The 16,538-nt window shown below is 57.8% G+C and carries 14 protein-coding genes; 1 reads left to right on the top strand and 13 read right to left on the bottom strand.

Annotated features, from left to right (window positions below; genetic code table 11):
- Position 1: 1 nt before the first annotated feature.
- From MPZ60_RS21960 to argB, 9 genes are all read right to left on the bottom strand, one after another.
- On the bottom strand, positions 2–1,198 hold the full coding sequence (locus MPZ60_RS21960) for an acetyl-CoA C-acyltransferase (protein ID WP_034354504.1): 1,197 nt from the start codon (positions 1,196–1,198) through the stop codon (positions 2–4).
- A 22-nt stretch (positions 1,199–1,220) separates the two neighbouring features.
- A complete protein-coding gene (locus tag MPZ60_RS21965) occupies positions 1,221–3,644 on the bottom strand; it encodes a 3-hydroxyacyl-CoA dehydrogenase/enoyl-CoA hydratase family protein (protein WP_034354508.1) in 2,424 nt (807 codons plus the stop codon).
- An 82-nt stretch (positions 3,645–3,726) separates the two neighbouring features.
- Positions 3,727–4,170, bottom strand: coding sequence for a DUF2147 domain-containing protein (locus tag MPZ60_RS21970; RefSeq protein ID WP_034354512.1), 444 nt, complete (start codon positions 4,168–4,170; stop codon positions 3,727–3,729).
- Positions 4,171–4,257: 87 nt separating this feature from the next.
- Positions 4,258–6,054: an acyl-CoA dehydrogenase C-terminal domain-containing protein gene (locus tag MPZ60_RS21975; protein WP_034354516.1), complete on the bottom strand. Its 1,797-nt coding sequence runs from the start codon at positions 6,052–6,054 to the stop codon at positions 4,258–4,260.
- A 77-nt stretch (positions 6,055–6,131) separates the two neighbouring features.
- A complete protein-coding gene (locus MPZ60_RS21980) occupies positions 6,132–6,926 on the bottom strand; it encodes a TetR/AcrR family transcriptional regulator (protein ID WP_174447024.1) in 795 nt (264 codons plus the stop codon).
- Positions 6,927–7,113: 187 nt separating this feature from the next.
- The gene (gene slmA / locus MPZ60_RS21985; RefSeq protein WP_034354520.1) at positions 7,114–7,809 is read right to left on the bottom strand and encodes a nucleoid occlusion factor SlmA; all 696 of its coding nucleotides are present in this window, start codon (positions 7,807–7,809) and stop codon (positions 7,114–7,116) included.
- 176 nt (positions 7,810–7,985) lie between these two features.
- Positions 7,986–9,485, bottom strand: coding sequence for a sensor histidine kinase (locus MPZ60_RS21990; protein WP_034354523.1), 1,500 nt, complete (start codon positions 9,483–9,485; stop codon positions 7,986–7,988).
- Between the two features lie 130 nt (positions 9,486–9,615).
- Entirely contained in the window at positions 9,616–10,335 is a 720-nt protein-coding gene (locus MPZ60_RS21995; RefSeq protein ID WP_003068054.1) for a response regulator transcription factor, read from the bottom strand.
- Positions 10,336–10,492: 157 nt separating this feature from the next.
- A complete protein-coding gene (argB, locus tag MPZ60_RS22000) occupies positions 10,493–11,392 on the bottom strand; it encodes an acetylglutamate kinase (RefSeq protein WP_003068053.1) in 900 nt (299 codons plus the stop codon).
- 141 nt (positions 11,393–11,533) lie between these two features.
- Here argB and MPZ60_RS22005 point away from each other — a divergent pair, with 141 nt between their 5' ends.
- Positions 11,534–12,643, top strand: coding sequence for a glycosyltransferase (locus MPZ60_RS22005; protein WP_052057597.1), 1,110 nt, complete (start codon positions 11,534–11,536; stop codon positions 12,641–12,643).
- On the opposite strand, the gene MPZ60_RS22010 is transcribed toward MPZ60_RS22005, so the two are convergent.
- From MPZ60_RS22010 to MPZ60_RS22025, 4 genes are read right to left on the bottom strand one after another with little or no spacing between them, the layout of a single operon-like run.
- Positions 12,629–13,129, bottom strand: a complete 501-nt coding sequence (locus MPZ60_RS22010; protein ID WP_052057598.1) for a WbuC family cupin fold metalloprotein — start codon at positions 13,127–13,129, stop codon at positions 12,629–12,631. The genes MPZ60_RS22005 and MPZ60_RS22010 overlap by 15 nt on opposite strands.
- Before the next feature lie 2 nt (positions 13,130–13,131).
- Complete coding sequence (locus MPZ60_RS22015; protein WP_034354526.1) at positions 13,132–14,322, bottom strand: glycosyltransferase family 4 protein; 1,191 nt, start codon at positions 14,320–14,322, stop codon at positions 13,132–13,134.
- Positions 14,323–14,337: 15 nt separating this feature from the next.
- The gene (gene wecB / locus MPZ60_RS22020) at positions 14,338–15,468 is read right to left on the bottom strand and encodes a non-hydrolyzing UDP-N-acetylglucosamine 2-epimerase (RefSeq protein WP_034355292.1); all 1,131 of its coding nucleotides are present in this window, start codon (positions 15,466–15,468) and stop codon (positions 14,338–14,340) included.
- 4 nt (positions 15,469–15,472) lie between these two features.
- Positions 15,473–16,516, bottom strand: coding sequence for a polysaccharide biosynthesis protein (locus MPZ60_RS22025; protein ID WP_034354530.1), 1,044 nt, complete (start codon positions 16,514–16,516; stop codon positions 15,473–15,475).
- Positions 16,517–16,538 lie beyond the last annotated feature (22 nt).

Genomic DNA, 16,538 nt, shown 5'->3' on the forward strand with positions numbered 1-16,538 from the left:
CTCAGACGCGCTCGAAGATGCCAGCCGCGCCCTGACCCATGCCCACGCACATGGTCACCATGCCGTACTTGAGCTGCTTGCGTTGCAGCGCATGGACCACGGTGGCGGCACGGATGGCACCGGTCGCACCCAGGGGATGGCCCAATGCAATCGCACCGCCCATGGGGTTGACCTTGCTCTGGTCCAGCCCCAGGGTGTTGATGACAGCCAGGGACTGGGCTGCAAAGGCCTCGTTGAGCTCGTACCAGTCGATATCGTCCTGCTTGAGACCCGCATAGCGCAGCGCGGCGGGAATGGCCTCGATAGGGCCAATGCCCATGATGGCGGGCGGCACGCCCTTGCTGGCATAGCTGACGAAGCGCGCCAGCGGCGTCAGACCAAAGCGCTTGACGGCATCGCCGCTGGCAATGATCAGCGCGCCCGCACCGTCGCTGGTCTGCGAGCTATTGCCCGCCGTGACCGTGCCGCGCGCCGCAAAAACGGTGCGCAGCTTGGCCAGGCCTTCGATGCTGGTATCGGGGCGCGGGCCTTCGTCCAGACTCACGGTGCGCGTGCTGGCCACGGTCTCGCCGGTGGCGATGTTCAGCGTGCGGTCGGTGACTTCGATCGGCGTGATCTCGGCAGCGAAATCGCCGGCCTGCTGCGCGGCAATCGCGCGGCGGTGCGATTCGAGTGCAAACGCATCCTGCGCCTCGCGCGAGACCTTCCACTGCTGGGCCACCTTCTCCGCCGTCAGGCCCATGCCGTAGGCAATGCCCACATCGCCATCGCGCTCGAAGATGCTGGGCGAGAGGCTGGGCGCATTGCCCATCATGGGCACCATGCTCATGCTCTCCACGCCAGCAGCAACCATCACATCGGCTTCACCGACGCGGATACGGTCCGCCGCCATGGCCACGGCCGACAGGCCGGAGGCACAGAAACGGTTGACGGTGATGCCGCCGATGCTGGTGGGCAGTCCCGCCAACACGGCACCGATACGCGCCACGTTCAGGCCCTGCTGGGCTTCGGGAATCGCGCAGCCGCAGACGATGTCCTCGATCGCCTTGGGGTCCAGGCCAGGCACCTGGGCCAGCGCCGCCTTGAGCGTGGTGGCCAGCAGGTCGTCGGGACGGTAGTTGCGGAAAAAACCCTTGTGCGAGCGACCGATGGGCGTGCGCGTGGCAGCAACGATATAGGCGTCTTGTACTTGCTTCATTTTTGTTTCTCCTCGCTTCGCCTTAGTTGCGAACCGGCTTGCCGGTGTTCAACATGCCCAGGATTCGTTCATGGGTCTTGGGGTGGGCAATCAGATGACAGAAGGCCTTGCGCTCCAGTTGCATCAGATAGGCCTCATCCACCAGCGTGCCGGCATCGACATCGCCGCCGCAGACCACATTGGCGATCAGGCCCGCAATATGCTGGTCGAACTCGCTGATGAAGCCGCCGTCGCGCATATTGACCAGCGAGCCCTTGATCGTGGCCTGGCCGCTGCGGCCCGCCACGGGGAAGCTGCGCTTGTGCGGCGCACGCCAGCCGCTGGCTGCCATGGCCTTGGCCTCGTTGATGGCGATAAACAGCACCTCGTCCTTGTGGGCCACGACGATGTCGCTGTCCAGCAGATAGCCGAGCTTGCGCGACTCCAGCGCGCTGGTGCCCACCTTGGCCATGGCGGCAGCCGTGAAGCCTTCGGTCAGGAAGGGCAGCAAATCCTTGCCGGTGCTGGTGGCTGCATTTTCGGCAGCGCGGCGCGCGATATAGGTCAGGCCGCCGGCACCGGGCACCAGGCCCACGCCGACTTCCACCAGACCGATATAGCTTTCCATATGGGCCACGCGGCGCGCCGAATACACCGCCATCTCGCAGCCGCCGCCCAGCGCCAACCCGTGAATGGCAGACACCACGGGCACCTGTGCATAACGCAGGCGCAGCATCAGGTTCTGCAGCTCCTGCTCGATGCTCTCGATGGCGTCGGCACCACCGATCACAAAGGCAGGCATGGTGGCCTCCAGGTCGGCGCCCACGCTGAAGGGCGCATCGCCGGACCAGATGACCATGGCGTCAAAGTCGCTCTCAGCCGTATCCACCGCCTCCATCAGGCCTTCCATGACTTCGGGGCTGATGGCATGCATCTTGTTCTTGATGCTGGCAATCAAGACCCGCTTACCGGAGGAGCTTTCATCCTCGTCCAGCGTCCAGGTACGCAGAGCCCTGGTTTCGGCAATCGTCGTGCCAGCCGTCTGCCAGTCGGGCAGATCGGTTTCTCCGAGCAGTTTCTCAGGGAACAGCTGACGCTCGTACACGGGCAGCACACGGCGCGGCACGAATTGGTTCTTCGCGGGGCTCCACGAGCCATTGCCCGTGTGTACTCCGCCGGCCTCAGCCACCGGACCTTCGAAAACCCATTGAGGCAGCGGCGCCTTGCACAGCGCCTTGCCGGCATCGATGTCCTCCTGGACCATCTTGGCCACCTCCAGCCAGCCGGCTTCCTGCCACAGCTCGAACGGGCCCTGCTTCATGCCGAAGCCCCAGCGCATGGCCTGGTCCACATCGCGTGCGCAATCGGCAATGGATTGCAGGTGCACGGCGGCATAGTGAAAGCTGTTGCGCAAAATGGCCCAGAGGAACTGGCCCTCCTTGCCCTCGGCATTGCGCAGCAGCTTGAGGCGCTCTGCAGCGGGCTTTTTGAGCATGCGGCCGTAGACCTCGTCGGCCTTGCCGCCTGCGGGAATGTAGTCCTCGCTGTCGAGCTCGAACTGGAAGATGTCACGGCCGACCTTTTTGTAGAAGCCCTTCTTGGTCTTCTGGCCCAGGTTGCCCAGCTCGATCAGCTTGGCCAGCACGGGCGGCGTGCCGAAGCTGCCGTAGAAGGGGTCGGTCTCCAGGCTCAGATTGTCCTGCAGGGTCTTGACGACATGGGCCATGGTGTCCAGGCCCACCACGTCGGCAGTGCGGAAGGTGCCCGAGGAGGCTCGGCCCAGCTTCTTGCCCGTGAGGTCGTCCACCACGTCAAAGGACAGACCGAAGTTCTCGACCTCCTTCATCGTGGACAGCATGCCGGCGATGCCGATACGGTTGGCGATGAAGTTGGGCGTGTCGTGCGCACGGACCACGCCCTTGCCCAGCGTGCTGGTGACAAAGGCTTCGAGCTGATCCAGCACCTCGGCCTGCGTGGTGGGCGTGTTGATCAGCTCCACCAGCTGCATATAGCGCGGCGGGTTGAAGAAGTGGATGCCGCAAAAGCGCGGCTTGATGGCGTCGGGCAAAGCCTCGGACAGCTTGGTGATCGACAGGCCCGAAGTGTTGGACGCCAGCAGCGCGTGCTTGGCGACGAAGGGAGCGATCTTGTGATACAGATCCAGCTTCCAGTCCATGCGCTCGGCAATGGCCTCGATCACCAGATCGCAGCCCTTGAGCAGCTTCATATGCTCTTCGTAGTTGGCCGCCTGGATCAGCTCCACATCATCGGCCACACCGATAGGCGAAGGCTTGAGCTTCTTCAGATTGGCAATGGCACGCTCTGCAATGCCGCTCTTGGGGCCTTCCTTGGCGGGCAGGTCGAACAAAATGACCGGCACCTTGACGTTGACCAGATGGGCGGCGATCTGCGCACCCATCACGCCCGCGCCCAGCACGGCGACTTTTTTCACATTGAATCGGGACATGAGCTATGTTCCATTAAGGGCCAGCGGCCTTGCCACGGACAAAGCATGGGACTAAGGCGCTGGCTGTTTTCTGTCTTGAGATTTACTGAACGCGGATCCAGGTCTGGGTACGCCAGAAAGGACCGATGGAGCCGCGCACTTCCAGCTTCTGGCCTGCATCGACGGGCGTCAGGCGCACGGTATAGGTCTTGCCGTTTTCGGGATCGAGAATCTTGCCGCCCTCCCAGACCTCCTTGCCCTCGACCTTTTTGACGCCGCTGATCAGCGTCATGCCCACCACGGGCTTGTCCTTGAGCTCGTCCTTGCACTCGGTGCACAGCGCATTCGGGTCCGCACCCTTGCGCAGCAGGGCCTCGACCTTGCCCGTGACCACGCCGCCGGCCTCGGTGATCTTCACCTGCGCCTTGGGCGTATTTTCCTTTTCATCCATGCTGCGCCAGGTGCCCACGGGCGACATCTGCGCCCAGGCGGCCGACATGCTTCCCGCTATCAATACCAGAGCTGCTACCGCTTTGATCTTCTTCATTTCCTAGTCCTTTATATTCAAAACAAGGGATGAATAGGCGCATGCAGCTACTCTTTAAATAGCATCACAGCATGCGCCTGCGGAACATCAGGCCAGGGCCGCGTCGCTGTCCATCAGCGACTGGCTGCCGGCGCGCGCGGTGCGCATCAGCGTCGCCGTCTCGGGGAACAGCTTGGCAAAGTAAAAGCGCGCGGTCTGCAGCTTGCCCTGGTAGAAGGGATCGGCATTGCCGGCCGCGATCTCGCGCAGCGCCACCTGGGCCATGCGGGCAAACAGGTAGCCGAAGACCAGATGACCGGCCACACGCAGATAGTCCACGGCGGCTGCGCCGACTTCGTCGGGGTTCTGCATGCCCTTGAAGCCGATCTCGGTGGTGAACTTGGTCATCTGCTCGCCCAGCATGGCAATGGGCGTGATGAACTCACTCATCTTCTCGTTGACGCCTTCTTCCTCCACCAACTGGGCGATCAGCTTGCCGAACTTCTTGAGCGTCGCGCCCTGGTTGCCCAGGATCTTGCGGCCCAGCAGATCCAGCGCCTGGATGCCGTTCGTGCCTTCATAGATCATGTTGATGCGCGCATCGCGCACAAACTGCTCCATGCCCCATTCCTTGATGAAGCCGTGGCCGCCGAAGACCTGCTGGCTCAGGGTTGTCGCCGTCCAGCCGTTGTCGGTGATGAAGGCCTTGACGATGGGCGTCAGCAGCGCCACCAGCTCGCCGCTGTCCTTGCGCACCTTCTCGTCCGGGTGGTGCAGCTCCTTGTCCAACAGCAGGCCGCAGAAGGTGGACAGCGCGCGGCCGCCTTCGGCATAGGCCTTGGCCGTGAGCAGCATGCGGCGCACATCGGGGTGGACGATGATGGGGTCGGCCGGCTTGTCCTTGGCCTTCACGCCCGACAGGCTGCGCATCTGCAGGCGGTCCTTGGCATAGGCCAGCGCATTCTGGTAGGCCACTTCGGTCAGCCCCAGCGACTGGTTGCCCACGCCCAGACGGGCCGCGTTCATCATCACGAACATGGCCTGCAGACCCTTGTTGGGCTCGCCCACCAGGGTGCCGATGGCACCGTCGATATTGATCTGGGCCGTGGCATTGCCGTGAATGCCCATCTTGTGCTCCAGCGCACCGCAGAAAATCGGGTTGCGCTCGCCCAGCGAACCATCGGCCTTCACCTTGAACTTGGGCACGACGAACAGGCTGATGCCCTTGGAGCCGACAGGCGCATCGGGCAGACGCGCCAGCACCAGGTGCACGATGTTGCTGGTGAAGTCGTGCTCGCCGGCCGAGATGAAGATCTTGTTGCCGGTGATCTTGTAGCTGCCGTCCGCCAGCGGCTCGGCCTTGGTGCGCAGCAGGCCCAGGTCAGTGCCGCAGTGCGGCTCGGTCAGGCACATGGTGCCGGTCCACTCGCCGCTGGTCAGCTTGCCCAGATAGGTCTTCTTCTGCTCCGGCGTGCCGTAGGCATGCAGGGCCTCATAGGCTCCATGCGACAGACCGGGATACATGGTCCAGGCCTGATTGGCGCTGTTGAGCATTTCATAAAGCGCCGAATTGAGCACGAACGGCAAACCCTGGCCGCCATACTCCGGATCGCAGGACAGTGCCGGCCAGCCGCCCTCGATGAACTGCGCATACGCCTGTTTGAAGCCCTTGGGCGTGGTGACCTCGTGGGTCTCCTTGTTCAGCGTGCAGCCCTCTTCGTCGCCGGAGATATTCAAGGGAAAGGTGACATTGGCCGCAAATTTGCCCGCCTCTTCGACCACCGCGTTGATGGTGTCGGTATCGACCTCCGCGTACTTGGGAATCTGCTGATAGGTCTCGGTGACCTTGAAGACCTCGTGCATGAGGAATTGCATGTCACGCAGTGGCGGGTTGTAGCTGGGCATTTGTCGTCTCCTGTGATGGTTGCGCGTTGAACGGTTTGCTTTTTTGGGGTTGGAACTGACGCGGGTTGTGAATGGCGTCAGGCGGCTGGAGGCTCACTGGCATAGCGCGCCAGAATGTTGTTGAAGCCTGCATGAGCCCGCTCTATCGAGCCCTCGCTATGCAGAAAGCGCGCCTCGTAATGCAGGGCAAGAATCAGGCCGTGAATTTCAAACAGCAACTGGCTGGCATCGGCATCGGCACGCAGATCGCCGCATTCCTGGCTTTGCACAATGGTGCGGCGCATGGCAGCCAGCCAGGTGCCGACGGACTCGGCCAGCGCATCGCGCACCGGGCCCGTGCGATCGTCGAACTCCACTGCTCCGCTGATATAGATGCAGCCGGAGTCGATCTCTATGGAGGTGCGCTTCATCCAGTTGCCAAACAGCGCTCGCAGACGCGGAATGCCGCGCGGCGCCTCGATGGCGGGGTAGAAGACTTCCTGCTCGAAACGGTCGTGGTACTCGTGCACCACGGAAATCTGCAATTCCTCACGCGAGCCGAAATGGGCAAACACCCCTGATTTGCTCATGCCCGTGAGTTCGGCAATCGCGCCAATGGACAGCCCTTCCAGCCCGATATGGGTGGCCAGATTGAGCGCAGCCTCGACAATCGTGGCCTTGGTTTGCTGACCTTTTGCGAGCGATCGGCCCGCAGACTTGGTGGCAGCCCCCTCCACGGCCTTACTGGGGCTAACCGCAGCTTGCGCCTCGGCGTGCAGCTTGCGAGACTTTGCGCTGGTCTTCCTGCTCGCAGCACCCCCGCGGCCAGCCGGGTGTGCCACATCCCGACCTGCGGGCGAAGTTGAAGAACGGGAAGCGGAGGACGAGGCCATGAAACTCTCAATAAAACGAACGTTCGTTCTATTTTGCACAATTTCCGGCCGGTTTTGAATCCGTCAAGGGTAAATACTTAGCCTTTCCCCGCCAGGACTTTTGCCGACTCAGCTGCCTCGATGCGCAATAAAAAACGCCGCCAGTCCTGAGACTGCGGCGTTCCTGAAAGAGTGCCCGACGAGCGACTCAGACCACGACCATCATGGCCAGGCTGGCATCCAGGTGTTCGGTGGGCAGGCGGCGAAAGCCCGAGCGGGCATAGCGCTGCAGACGTCCCAGCGCAAACGAGGTCAGCACACTGGCAGCAACCGATGCTTCGGCCGTCGGTGCAGCAGAGCCCATGGCGCCAGCGGCAGGGCGCAGGCATTGGCGCAAGGTGGACTCGATGCGGTCAAAGAACTGGTTCATGCGGGTCTGCAGACGCTCGTGCTCGAAAACGATGGCGTCGCCGACCATCACGCGCACCATGCCAGGGTTTTTTTCGCCAAACTGCAGCAGCAATGCCACCACGCGGTTGGCATTGCGCACGCTCGTGACCGGATCATGCGCGACCTCGGGCACATCGCGGCCCACGATTTGCTGCACCAGCGTGAAGACGGACTGCTCGATGAACTCGATCAGTCCCTCGAACATCTGGGCCTTGCTGGCAAAGTGGCGGTACAGGGCCGCCTCGCTCACGCTCAGGTGAGCAGCCAGAGCTGCCGTGGTGATACGGTCGGCACCGGGCTTTTCCAGCATGGAGGCCAATGCCTGCAGGATTTGCTCGCGGCGTTCGCCGGGCTTGGGGCGCTTGCGCGCAGGAGCCATGGCAGGAGCGGCAGGACTGTCCTCCGCGGGATTTTCAATATTGGAAACAGGCGACAGGACTTCAGACTCAGACATAGGCGACTCAGTATTTATTAGCAATTTTCTCACAGCCAGTTGCACTGTTAAGCACACGACTATCCTTACCGGTAGGTGTCAGGTGCGTCAAACCAACCTTAATACACAGCAGGCTTGCGGTCTCCACCCCGAACTTTCACCCCCGCTCTCACCAACACGCAAGCGTAACCGAGAAATTAACCTTTGAGAGCTTCAGATACCTCATGACTGCCTTCTGAAACTGATTGAACCGGAATTTCAAGTCTTACTAATAGGCCTTTACCGAAACTTCCATCTGAAAAACTCAGTACACCTTGATGCAATTGCGTTATTTCATCGGCAATTGCCAGGCCCAGACCGGTTCCCTCTTCAATCACTCCCTGGGCGCGATAGAAACGCTGGGTAATCTGGCTGCGCTCTTCTTCGGGCACGCCGGGCCCGTCATCGTCAACCTCGACAAAAGCCCATTGCTGCACACCCGCCATCTGCAGCAGGGTTGCATCGTCCGTGCCCACAGGCCGGGGGCGCAGACCGCAGCGCAAGGTGACGCTGCCGCCTCTGGGCGTGTACTTGATGGCGTTTTCCACCAGGTTGGAAACCAGTTCGCGCAGCAACCAGCTATGGCCCCAGACCGATGCAGGCTCGACCTCGAGGCCAAAGTCCAGATGCTTGATCGAGGCACGATCGATAAAGGTCTCGAGCATGCTCTCGCAAAGTTCCTTGAGGTCCACCTCCTGCAGCGGCTGCACCTCGGCATTGCGCGCATCGGCACGCGACAGGGCCAGCAGCTGACGCGCCAGCTGGGAGGTGCGCCGGGTTGCATCGCGCAACTGCTCGATCTGCTCCACCGTGAGCACGACCTGCGCCTGCTCCCCTGTCCGCTTGGCCAGGCGCCTGGCCTCCTGCCCGCTCAGGGCCCAGGCCTCCACCTGGGTCTGCAAGGCCGCCAGCGGCGTGCGCAGCTGATGGGCTGCATCGGCGACGAAACGGCGCTGGCCTTCGGCCTGGGCATTGACCAGGGAGAACAGGCGATTGAGCGAGCGCACCAGCGGGCGGACCTCGGCTGGCGAGGTCTGCTCGTCGATCGGGCTCAGATCGCGCGGCGAGCGGCGCTCCACCGCCTGAGTCAGCTTGTGCAGCGGCTTGAAGGCCCGGCTCACCGACCAGTAAATGGCCACGGCCGCGCCCGCAATCAGCAGCAGATTGGGCAGCAGCACATGCATCAGCAGCTGGCGCACCCATTGCTGACGCACATCGCTGCTGTCGGCCAGCATGACGACCATCTCGCCGGCGCCATAGGTTTCGGCCTTGAGCACGGCAACGCGATAGGTCACACCGTCGTGCTCCTGGCTGTGGAATTCCGCCGTGCCGGTCGCCGGCACATCGAAGTTGATCCAGGTATCGCCTGCCACCACATTGCCCTGCAGATCGCCCACGGCATAGCCTGCTTCATCGCCCTGATTGCGCAAAAAGTCTTCAACGCTTGGCGTCAGCGACACCAGCGGCGGCGTGCCGTCCGCAATCGAGGGCGCGAGCACCGAATCGGCCAGGGCCGGCAGCAAGCGCAACAAACGCTGGTCATGCTGGGTGGAGGCCTCATCCGCGGCGCTGTAGCTGAACCAGCCACCCATGGCTGCCAACAGCATCAGCGGCACCAAAAGCAGAACCAGCAGCCGAAAACGCAGATTGGCGGTCATTAATGTTTATTGAATGAGAACTCGGAGTATTCAATTTTCATAGCTGCAAGCGCTTCATTAATAACCGATTCAGATATATAAATAACTGAATTCCATATCAATCAATCGCTGACAGCTATCAAATAGAGAATCAAACAGATTCAGGCATCAACTCCAGCCGATAACCGAAACCGCGAATGGAGCGCAGGGCCACGCCATGCGGCTCCAGTTTGCTGCGCAGGCGGGACACATAAACTTCCACGGCATTTGGCGTGATTTCACGGTCCCAACCGGTCAGGGCCTGCAGCAGCTTTTCTTTGCTGGCGGGCTTGGGGGCATTGAGCAAAAGATACTCCAGCACCGTCCATTCACGTGGCCCCAGATCGATGGGCAGCAGCTTGCCTTCAGTTTCGCCCTCCTGCGGCAGCTGGCGTGCGCCGGCGCGGCGGCCAGCCGTATCCAGTTCGATACAGCCAAAGTTCAGGACAGCAGAAGTTGCTGCCTGGGAGCGGCGCATCAGCGCACGCAGGCGCGCCAGCAACTCGGGCAGCTCGAAAGGCTTGACCATATAGTCGTCGGCACCCCAGTCCAGGCCTTGCACCCGGTCCTGCAGCGCATCGCGCGCCGTGAGGATCAACACCGGCATGGCCTTGCTTTCCACATCGCTGCTGCGCAGGCGACGCGTCAGCTCCAGGCCGTTGATGCCCGGCAGGCCGATATCGATCACCGCCACATCGAACGCTTCCTGGGCCAGCACTTCCAGTGCACGCTCGGCACTGCCCACCCAGTCCACGGCATAACCGGCATCGGAAAGACCCAGCTTGATACCGCTGGCCACCATCACATCATCTTCCACCAGAAGCAAACGCATAAAGTCCTACCTCGCTCAAAAACAAAAGCCGCCCAAAGGCGGCTTGCGGCGGAGTCCTGAGCGCGACTCCACCCGGGAAAGCCCTGCGGCGATGTTAACGCCATATGTGAAAAGTCACTCGAGAAGAGCAACCACATGTCAGGGCCAGACAGGCTCATCAATGGCTGCGAATCATCGTGCCATACGCCTGGTCCGTCAAAATTTCCAGCAGCATGGAATGCGGCACGCGTCCATCGATGATGTGCACCGCATTCACACCCGCCTTGGCAGCATCCAGAGCGCCCGAAATCTTGGGCAGCATGCCGCCGGAAATCGTACCGTCGGCAAACAGCGCATCAATCTCGCGCGCCGTCAGATCCGTCAGCAGATTGCCGGCCTTGTCCAGAACGCCCGGAGTGTTGGTTAAAAGCACCAGCTTTTCAGCTTGCAACACTGTTGCGAGTTTGCTTGCAACCACGTCGGCGTTGATGTTGTAACTTTCGTTCTCCTCACCAAAACCGATAGGGCTGATCACTGGAATGAAAGCATCGTCCTGCAGCGCCTTCACCACACTGGGATCGATGGCAACGATATCGCCCACCTGACCCACATCGTGCTCGATGCTCGGATCCTTGTTATCCAGCATCTTGAGCTTCTTGGCACGAATCAAGCCACCATCTCGCCCCGTCAGGCCCACGGCCTTGCCGCCGGCCTGATGGATCAGACCCACGATGTCCTGCTGCACCTCGCCGGCCAGCACCCACTCCACCACTTCCATGGTCTCTTCATCCGTGACACGCATGCCCTGAATGAATTCACCCTTCTTGCCTAGACGACCCAGCGCCGCTTCAATCTGAGGCCCACCACCATGAACCACCACAGGGTTAATCCCCACCAGCTTGAGCAACACCACATCTTCCGCAAAGTCCGCCTGCAGGGCAGGATCGGTCATGGCGTTACCGCCATACTTGATGACCATGGTCTTGCCATGGAACTTGCGGATGTAGGGCAGCGCTTGCGCGAGGATTTCGGCTTTGTCGCGGGGGGCGATCTGGGTGGTGGGGTCAATGGTGGTCATAGATCAAGGCTCTGTCCCATGGGACAATGTTCAAGTCAGATGGGCTGCATTGTGCCGCAAATGCTCTTGGAGACGAGCAAGATGCCAACTTCCCCGAGTCAGCCTCCCACGATATAAAACAATTCCACGTCCACTCACTCCATGAATTCGATTATTTTCTCTGTTCAAGAGTTATTCAGGTATGACGCGTTCCTTGCAGGTTTAGCCTCCTTTATCACCTGCGTGTTACTGGTTACCACCAAGAAATGGCATGGCAGCTTTTCCATGGACTCTAGTAGTGGTGTACAAAAAGTTCATACCACCCCAACGCCAAGAATCGGCGGCATCGGGATTGCGATAGGCGTATTTGTGGGTTTTGCGGCCTCGAGCCATGGTGCAGCTGCGGCAGAGAAGAGAATGATTCTTGGTGCCATCCTAATGGCTGGAATACCAGCTTTCATTTTTGGCCTTTTGGAAGATTTGACCAAAAAGGTATCGGTAAGAATCCGTCTTCTGGCCACCATGGCCTCTGGCATCCTGGGCTGGGGTATTACTGGCACATCACTCACCCACGTCGATATCCCCGGCCTTGACTTCTTACTGGGATTTACCATTATCTCCGTCATCTTCACAGCCGTGGCTGTTGGCGGTGTTGCCAACTCCATCAACATCATCGATGGATTGAATGGGCTGACTGCAGGCACTGCAATGATTATTCTCGCGGCCTTCGGCATCATCGCAAGGCTGGTAGGAGATATCCCTCTCGCATTTACCTGCTTGATTATTGCAGGTGCCGTCGCAGGCTTCTTCTTTGTCAACTGGCCAAAGGGCAAAATATTTCTAGGAGACGGAGGGGCCTACTTTCTGGGCTTCACACTGGCATGGATTGCCGTGCTGCTCCCCGAGCGCAATCACTCCGTTTCTCCATGGACCAGTCTGCTGATTTGCTCCTACCCCATTATCGAAGTAGGTTTTAGCATTTTGCGAAGATCTCTCCGAGAAGGCTATAGTCCAACTGAGCCGGACTTCTTTCACCTGCACTCTTTGGCCAACAAACGCTGGGCACGAAAAATATTCTCCAATTTTTCAAAGCCTATGCAAAACGGGCTAACCGCCCCTTTTCTCTGGATCTATGCAGCAATCCCCTGCACATTGGCAGTCCTGACCTATCAGAGCAAACTATTGACTGCTGCGTCTTTCATACTCAGCTCTTTATGCTATTTGATGTTCTATCGAAAGCTGGCATTCTTCAGATGGCTACCCAGGAAGTGACACATGCTTCTTCAAGGCCTCCAGATAAATCTGACCTTCTTGAGTCATTTCCTCGGGAGCCCAGGAAGCGAAATACTTAGGAGCCTCCGGATCGAAAGGGCCCCCCTTCATTTCAAGCAATATAGAGCCGCTTTCAAGTGAAATGACTGTGTGCCATTGCCCCGGCTGAACCTCGACCCCCACGGCCACGCCCTGCTCCTCTGCGTGATTTCCTGCGCCGAATAGTTGAACAGCCTGCACGTCCCCTTTGCTTCCAAAAACCATGAAAGCCAGCAAACCCTTGATGGCAATCAACGTTTCTGCCCCTTGGTAGGGGCCGTGGCAGTGAGGCCTTAGATAGCTATCGGGCTCAATCGCATTGAAAAACCGCTGGCATGCCTCTTGGTAGTCAGCATGCAGGTTCTTGTGTTTTCGCCTTCTGGGATTGGATTTAGCCTCATCTATCAATGAGCCCATAAAATCCCCAGAGAAAACTCGTGCCGACATTATTATCTTTCTAGTTCCTGAACGATTTGTTTCACAGCTTGCGAAGGCGAAAACATTCCTTCATATACGGCTCTGCATCTTTTCTGAAAATCGGCATCCGTCTCGACAGAATTGATCAAAGCATTAGTCTTTCGCTCCAGATCCCGGATGTCAGCGCTATCGCAAGCCACGCCAACACCCTCGCTCCTTATAAGCTCCGCAAGATCATTGCCAGGGTTTATGTTTGCCAGAACGGGAATGCCACTTTGCATATAAGAAAGAAATTTCCCGGGAATGTTGTGGGATTTATGCCTCTGATCCAAAGAGACAATACCTACGAAGCATTGTTCATAAAGTGCAGGAATCTCATCAGGGTGAATCTCATCCTTGAATTCCATGTTATCCAAAGACCTTCTGCGAGCTTCCTCAGCCAGCCTTTTGGCCTCGCTACCACGACCAACAAACAAAAATCCAATATCGCATCGATCTTTAAGCTTTTCTGCAAGATCTACCAGGATGTCCATGCCCTGAGCGACGCCCATATTTCCCGCATACACAAATATTTTTCGCCCGACCAGATTCGTCCTATTTATCGATATCGAGCAACTACTTGGCTTCGTATCCGCAAGCCAGTTCTGAAGCACCACCAGTTTTTTCCCCTTGCTCTTCTTCCAATCCTCAAAATATGAGAGATTCCCAGGAGTTTGAACGCCGATGATATCGGCCACGGAATATTGATAACGGGCCACTGCACTGAAGAAACGGTAAATAATCCCCCTTCCCATCAAGCCCATATCAACAGCCCACTCAGGGAATATATCTCTTATTATCAGATAACCTTTGCAATCACTGGTTTTCTTCAAGTCATTGACAAAAGGCGCATGAAATATGGAAGGTGCATACCAAGCAACGCCATCCCATTTTTCGTGACGCAAAGGAGACTTTTTATAGCCCCTTTTCATAAAAAATGGCATCAGGAATTCTGACAAGGTTCTTCTCGCGTAATTGACGTCCTTGGTTTTTGGGGACTTCAGCCTCAAGACCTGGAAACCTTCCATCTCCTCAAGAAGAAAGTCCTCCTTAATCTCCCATGATGGAAGAATTACCGTCAATTGATGGCCTTGTGCAGCAAACTCGCGCGACAAATCCCTGAGCTGAACAGCCCCAGAACTCCTCAACGGAGGAAAAGTGTCAGCGATCAGGGCTATTTTCATCAGTCAGAGCCAAATTTAGTATTTTTTCCAGATAACCCGATTTACATAATCGGTGTAGCTATGAATGATGCGGAGCACCTTGTCGCTCACATTCGGCATGCTGTAATCGGCCACTTGACGCAGCAGGCGCGCGCCCCCCCGTGGCTGGTTTTGCAAAATGGCTAACCCTTGTATCACACGCTGCTCTTCCAGACCCACCATCATCACAGCGCCCTCCTCCATACCTTCATGACGCTCCTGTGCTTCGCGCAGGTTCAATGCAGGAAAGTTCAGGATGGATGACTCTTCGGTGATCGTGCCACTGTCCGACAGCACTGCCTTTGCAGACATCTGGAGCTTGATGTAATCACTGAAACCAAGCGGCTTGAGCAACTGCACCTTGGAATGAAATGTCACCCCCATCGCGTCCACTCGTTTCTGCGTACGCGGGTGCGTAGAGACAATTACAGGCAATCCATAATTCTCCGCAACCGAATTCAACAGATTCACCAATTTACGGAAGTTAACATCGGAATCCACATTTTCTTCGCGATGCGCGCTAACCACAAAGAATTGATCCGCCGACAGGCCCAAGCGATCAAGCACATCAGATGCTTCTATCCGAGGCTGATAGTGAACAAGAACCTCAGCCATTGGACTACCCGTCTTGATCACAAGATCCGTTGGCAACCCTTCGCTCAAAAGGCACTCTCGTGCGATAGAGCTGTAAGTCAGGTTCACATCGGCCGTATGGTCCACGATACGACGATTAATCTCTTCGGGTACGCGCTGATCGAAACAGCGGTTACCGGCCTCCATATGGAATACCGGAATCTTGCGCCGCTTGGCGGGAAGCACCGCCATGCAGCTATTAGTGTCTCCCAACACCAACAATGCATCGGGCTTCTCCGCAGCCAACACGCTATCCACAGCAATGATCACCTTCCCGATGGTCTCTGCAGCACTGCCTCCGGCAGCGTTGAGGAAGTGATCAGGCTTGCGTATGCCCAAATCGTCAAAGAAAATCTGGTTAAGCTCGTAGTCGTAGTTCTGACCAGAATGCACCACCACATGCTCGCAATATTCATCGAGCCGCGCCATCACACGCGAGAGGCGGATGATCTCTGGGCGAGTGCCCACTACCGTCATCACTTTCAATTTCTGCATGCTATCAATCCTCCGCAACGGCCTGCTCGCCACGCGCAATGTGCTGCATGAAATCAAGCTTCAGCAGCAATGATTTCATACCATCCAAATCTAAGCGGGTAGTGTTATGCGAGTTGTAATCTTCACCGTGGGTGTTTTGCGTCAGTTTTAACTCCCCCTCGTCGAAATACTTGCCATAGTTCAAATCACGACCATCTGGTGAAACACGGAAGTATTCGCCCATGTCCTCCGCACAGATCATTTCTTCACGGCTAAGCAGTGCTTCGTACAATTTCTCACCATGCCGGGTGCCAATTACGTTGACTGGATAATTAGGCTGCCCCATGACCTCTAAGATCGCCTTCGCCAAAGTTTCGACTGTTGCAGCTGGCGCCTTCTGGACAAAGATGTCCCCATTATTGCCGTGCTCAAAGGCATAAAGCACCAAATCCACCGCATCCGCCAAGGTCATCATAAAACGCGTCATGGAAGGATCGGTCACAGTAATAGGACTGCCAGCCAGCACTTGTTCCACAAACAGCGGAATAACCGATCCGCGGGAAGCCATCACATTTCCATATCGCGTACCACAGATCACTGTGCCCGAGCCTTCTAGATTTCGACTAGCCGCGACCATCACCTTTTCCATCATTGCCTTGCTGATACCCATTGCGTTAATGGGATATACCGCCTTATCGGTACTAAGACAAACGACCCGTTTGACACGCGCCTGGATTGCAGCTTCCAGCACGTTTTCTGTACCCAACACATTGGTACGTACCGCCTCCATGGGGTGAAACTCACAAGAGGGAACCTGTTTAAGTGCTGCTGCATGGAAAACATAGTCCACGCCACGCATGGCCTGCTCTACACAACGAGCGTCACGTACATCGCCGATATAGAACTTTAGCTTGGGACTGTTGTATCGCTTTCGCATATCGTCCTGCTTCTTCTCATCGCGGCTGAAGACACGGATTTCCCGCAGATCAGAGCCTAAGAATCGACGCAACACCGCATTACCAAATGAACCGGTTCCACCGGTAATCAACAAGACTTTATCTTTGAACATAGACGTATCTTTTGAATATTGA

It is taken from the genome of Comamonas sp. 7D-2, assembly GCF_022749555.1.
Taxonomy (GTDB): Bacteria; Pseudomonadota; Gammaproteobacteria; order Burkholderiales; family Burkholderiaceae_C; genus Comamonas; species Comamonas thiooxydans.

Coding starts and splice junctions, on each gene's coding strand:
- MPZ60_RS21970 (WP_034354512.1), bottom strand. CDS start 4,170: ATGAAGAAGATCAAAGCGGTAGCAGCTCTGGTATTGATAGCGGGAAGC.
- MPZ60_RS21980 (WP_174447024.1), bottom strand. CDS start 6,926: ATGGCCTCGTCCTCCGCTTCCCGTTCTTCAACTTCGCCCGCAGGTCGG.
- wecB (WP_034355292.1), bottom strand. CDS start 15,468: ATGCAGAAATTGAAAGTGATGACGGTAGTGGGCACTCGCCCAGAGATC.
- MPZ60_RS22015 (WP_034354526.1), bottom strand. CDS start 14,322: ATGAAAATAGCCCTGATCGCTGACACTTTTCCTCCGTTGAGGAGTTCT.
- MPZ60_RS21975 (WP_034354516.1), bottom strand. CDS start 6,054: ATGCCCAGCTACAACCCGCCACTGCGTGACATGCAATTCCTCATGCAC.
- MPZ60_RS22025 (WP_034354530.1), bottom strand. CDS start 16,516: ATGTTCAAAGATAAAGTCTTGTTGATTACCGGTGGAACCGGTTCATTT.
- MPZ60_RS21965 (WP_034354508.1), bottom strand. CDS start 3,644: ATGTCCCGATTCAATGTGAAAAAAGTCGCCGTGCTGGGCGCGGGCGTG.
- MPZ60_RS21990 (WP_034354523.1), bottom strand. CDS start 9,485: ATGACCGCCAATCTGCGTTTTCGGCTGCTGGTTCTGCTTTTGGTGCCG.
- MPZ60_RS21960 (WP_034354504.1), bottom strand. CDS start 1,198: ATGAAGCAAGTACAAGACGCCTATATCGTTGCTGCCACGCGCACGCCC.
- argB (WP_003068053.1), bottom strand. CDS start 11,392: ATGACCACCATTGACCCCACCACCCAGATCGCCCCCCGCGACAAAGCC.
- MPZ60_RS22010 (WP_052057598.1), bottom strand. CDS start 13,129: ATGTCGGCACGAGTTTTCTCTGGGGATTTTATGGGCTCATTGATAGAT.
- slmA (WP_034354520.1), bottom strand. CDS start 7,809: ATGTCTGAGTCTGAAGTCCTGTCGCCTGTTTCCAATATTGAAAATCCC.
- MPZ60_RS22005 (WP_052057597.1), top strand. CDS start 11,534: ATGAATTCGATTATTTTCTCTGTTCAAGAGTTATTCAGGTATGACGCG.
- MPZ60_RS21995 (WP_003068054.1), bottom strand. CDS start 10,335: ATGCGTTTGCTTCTGGTGGAAGATGATGTGATGGTGGCCAGCGGTATC.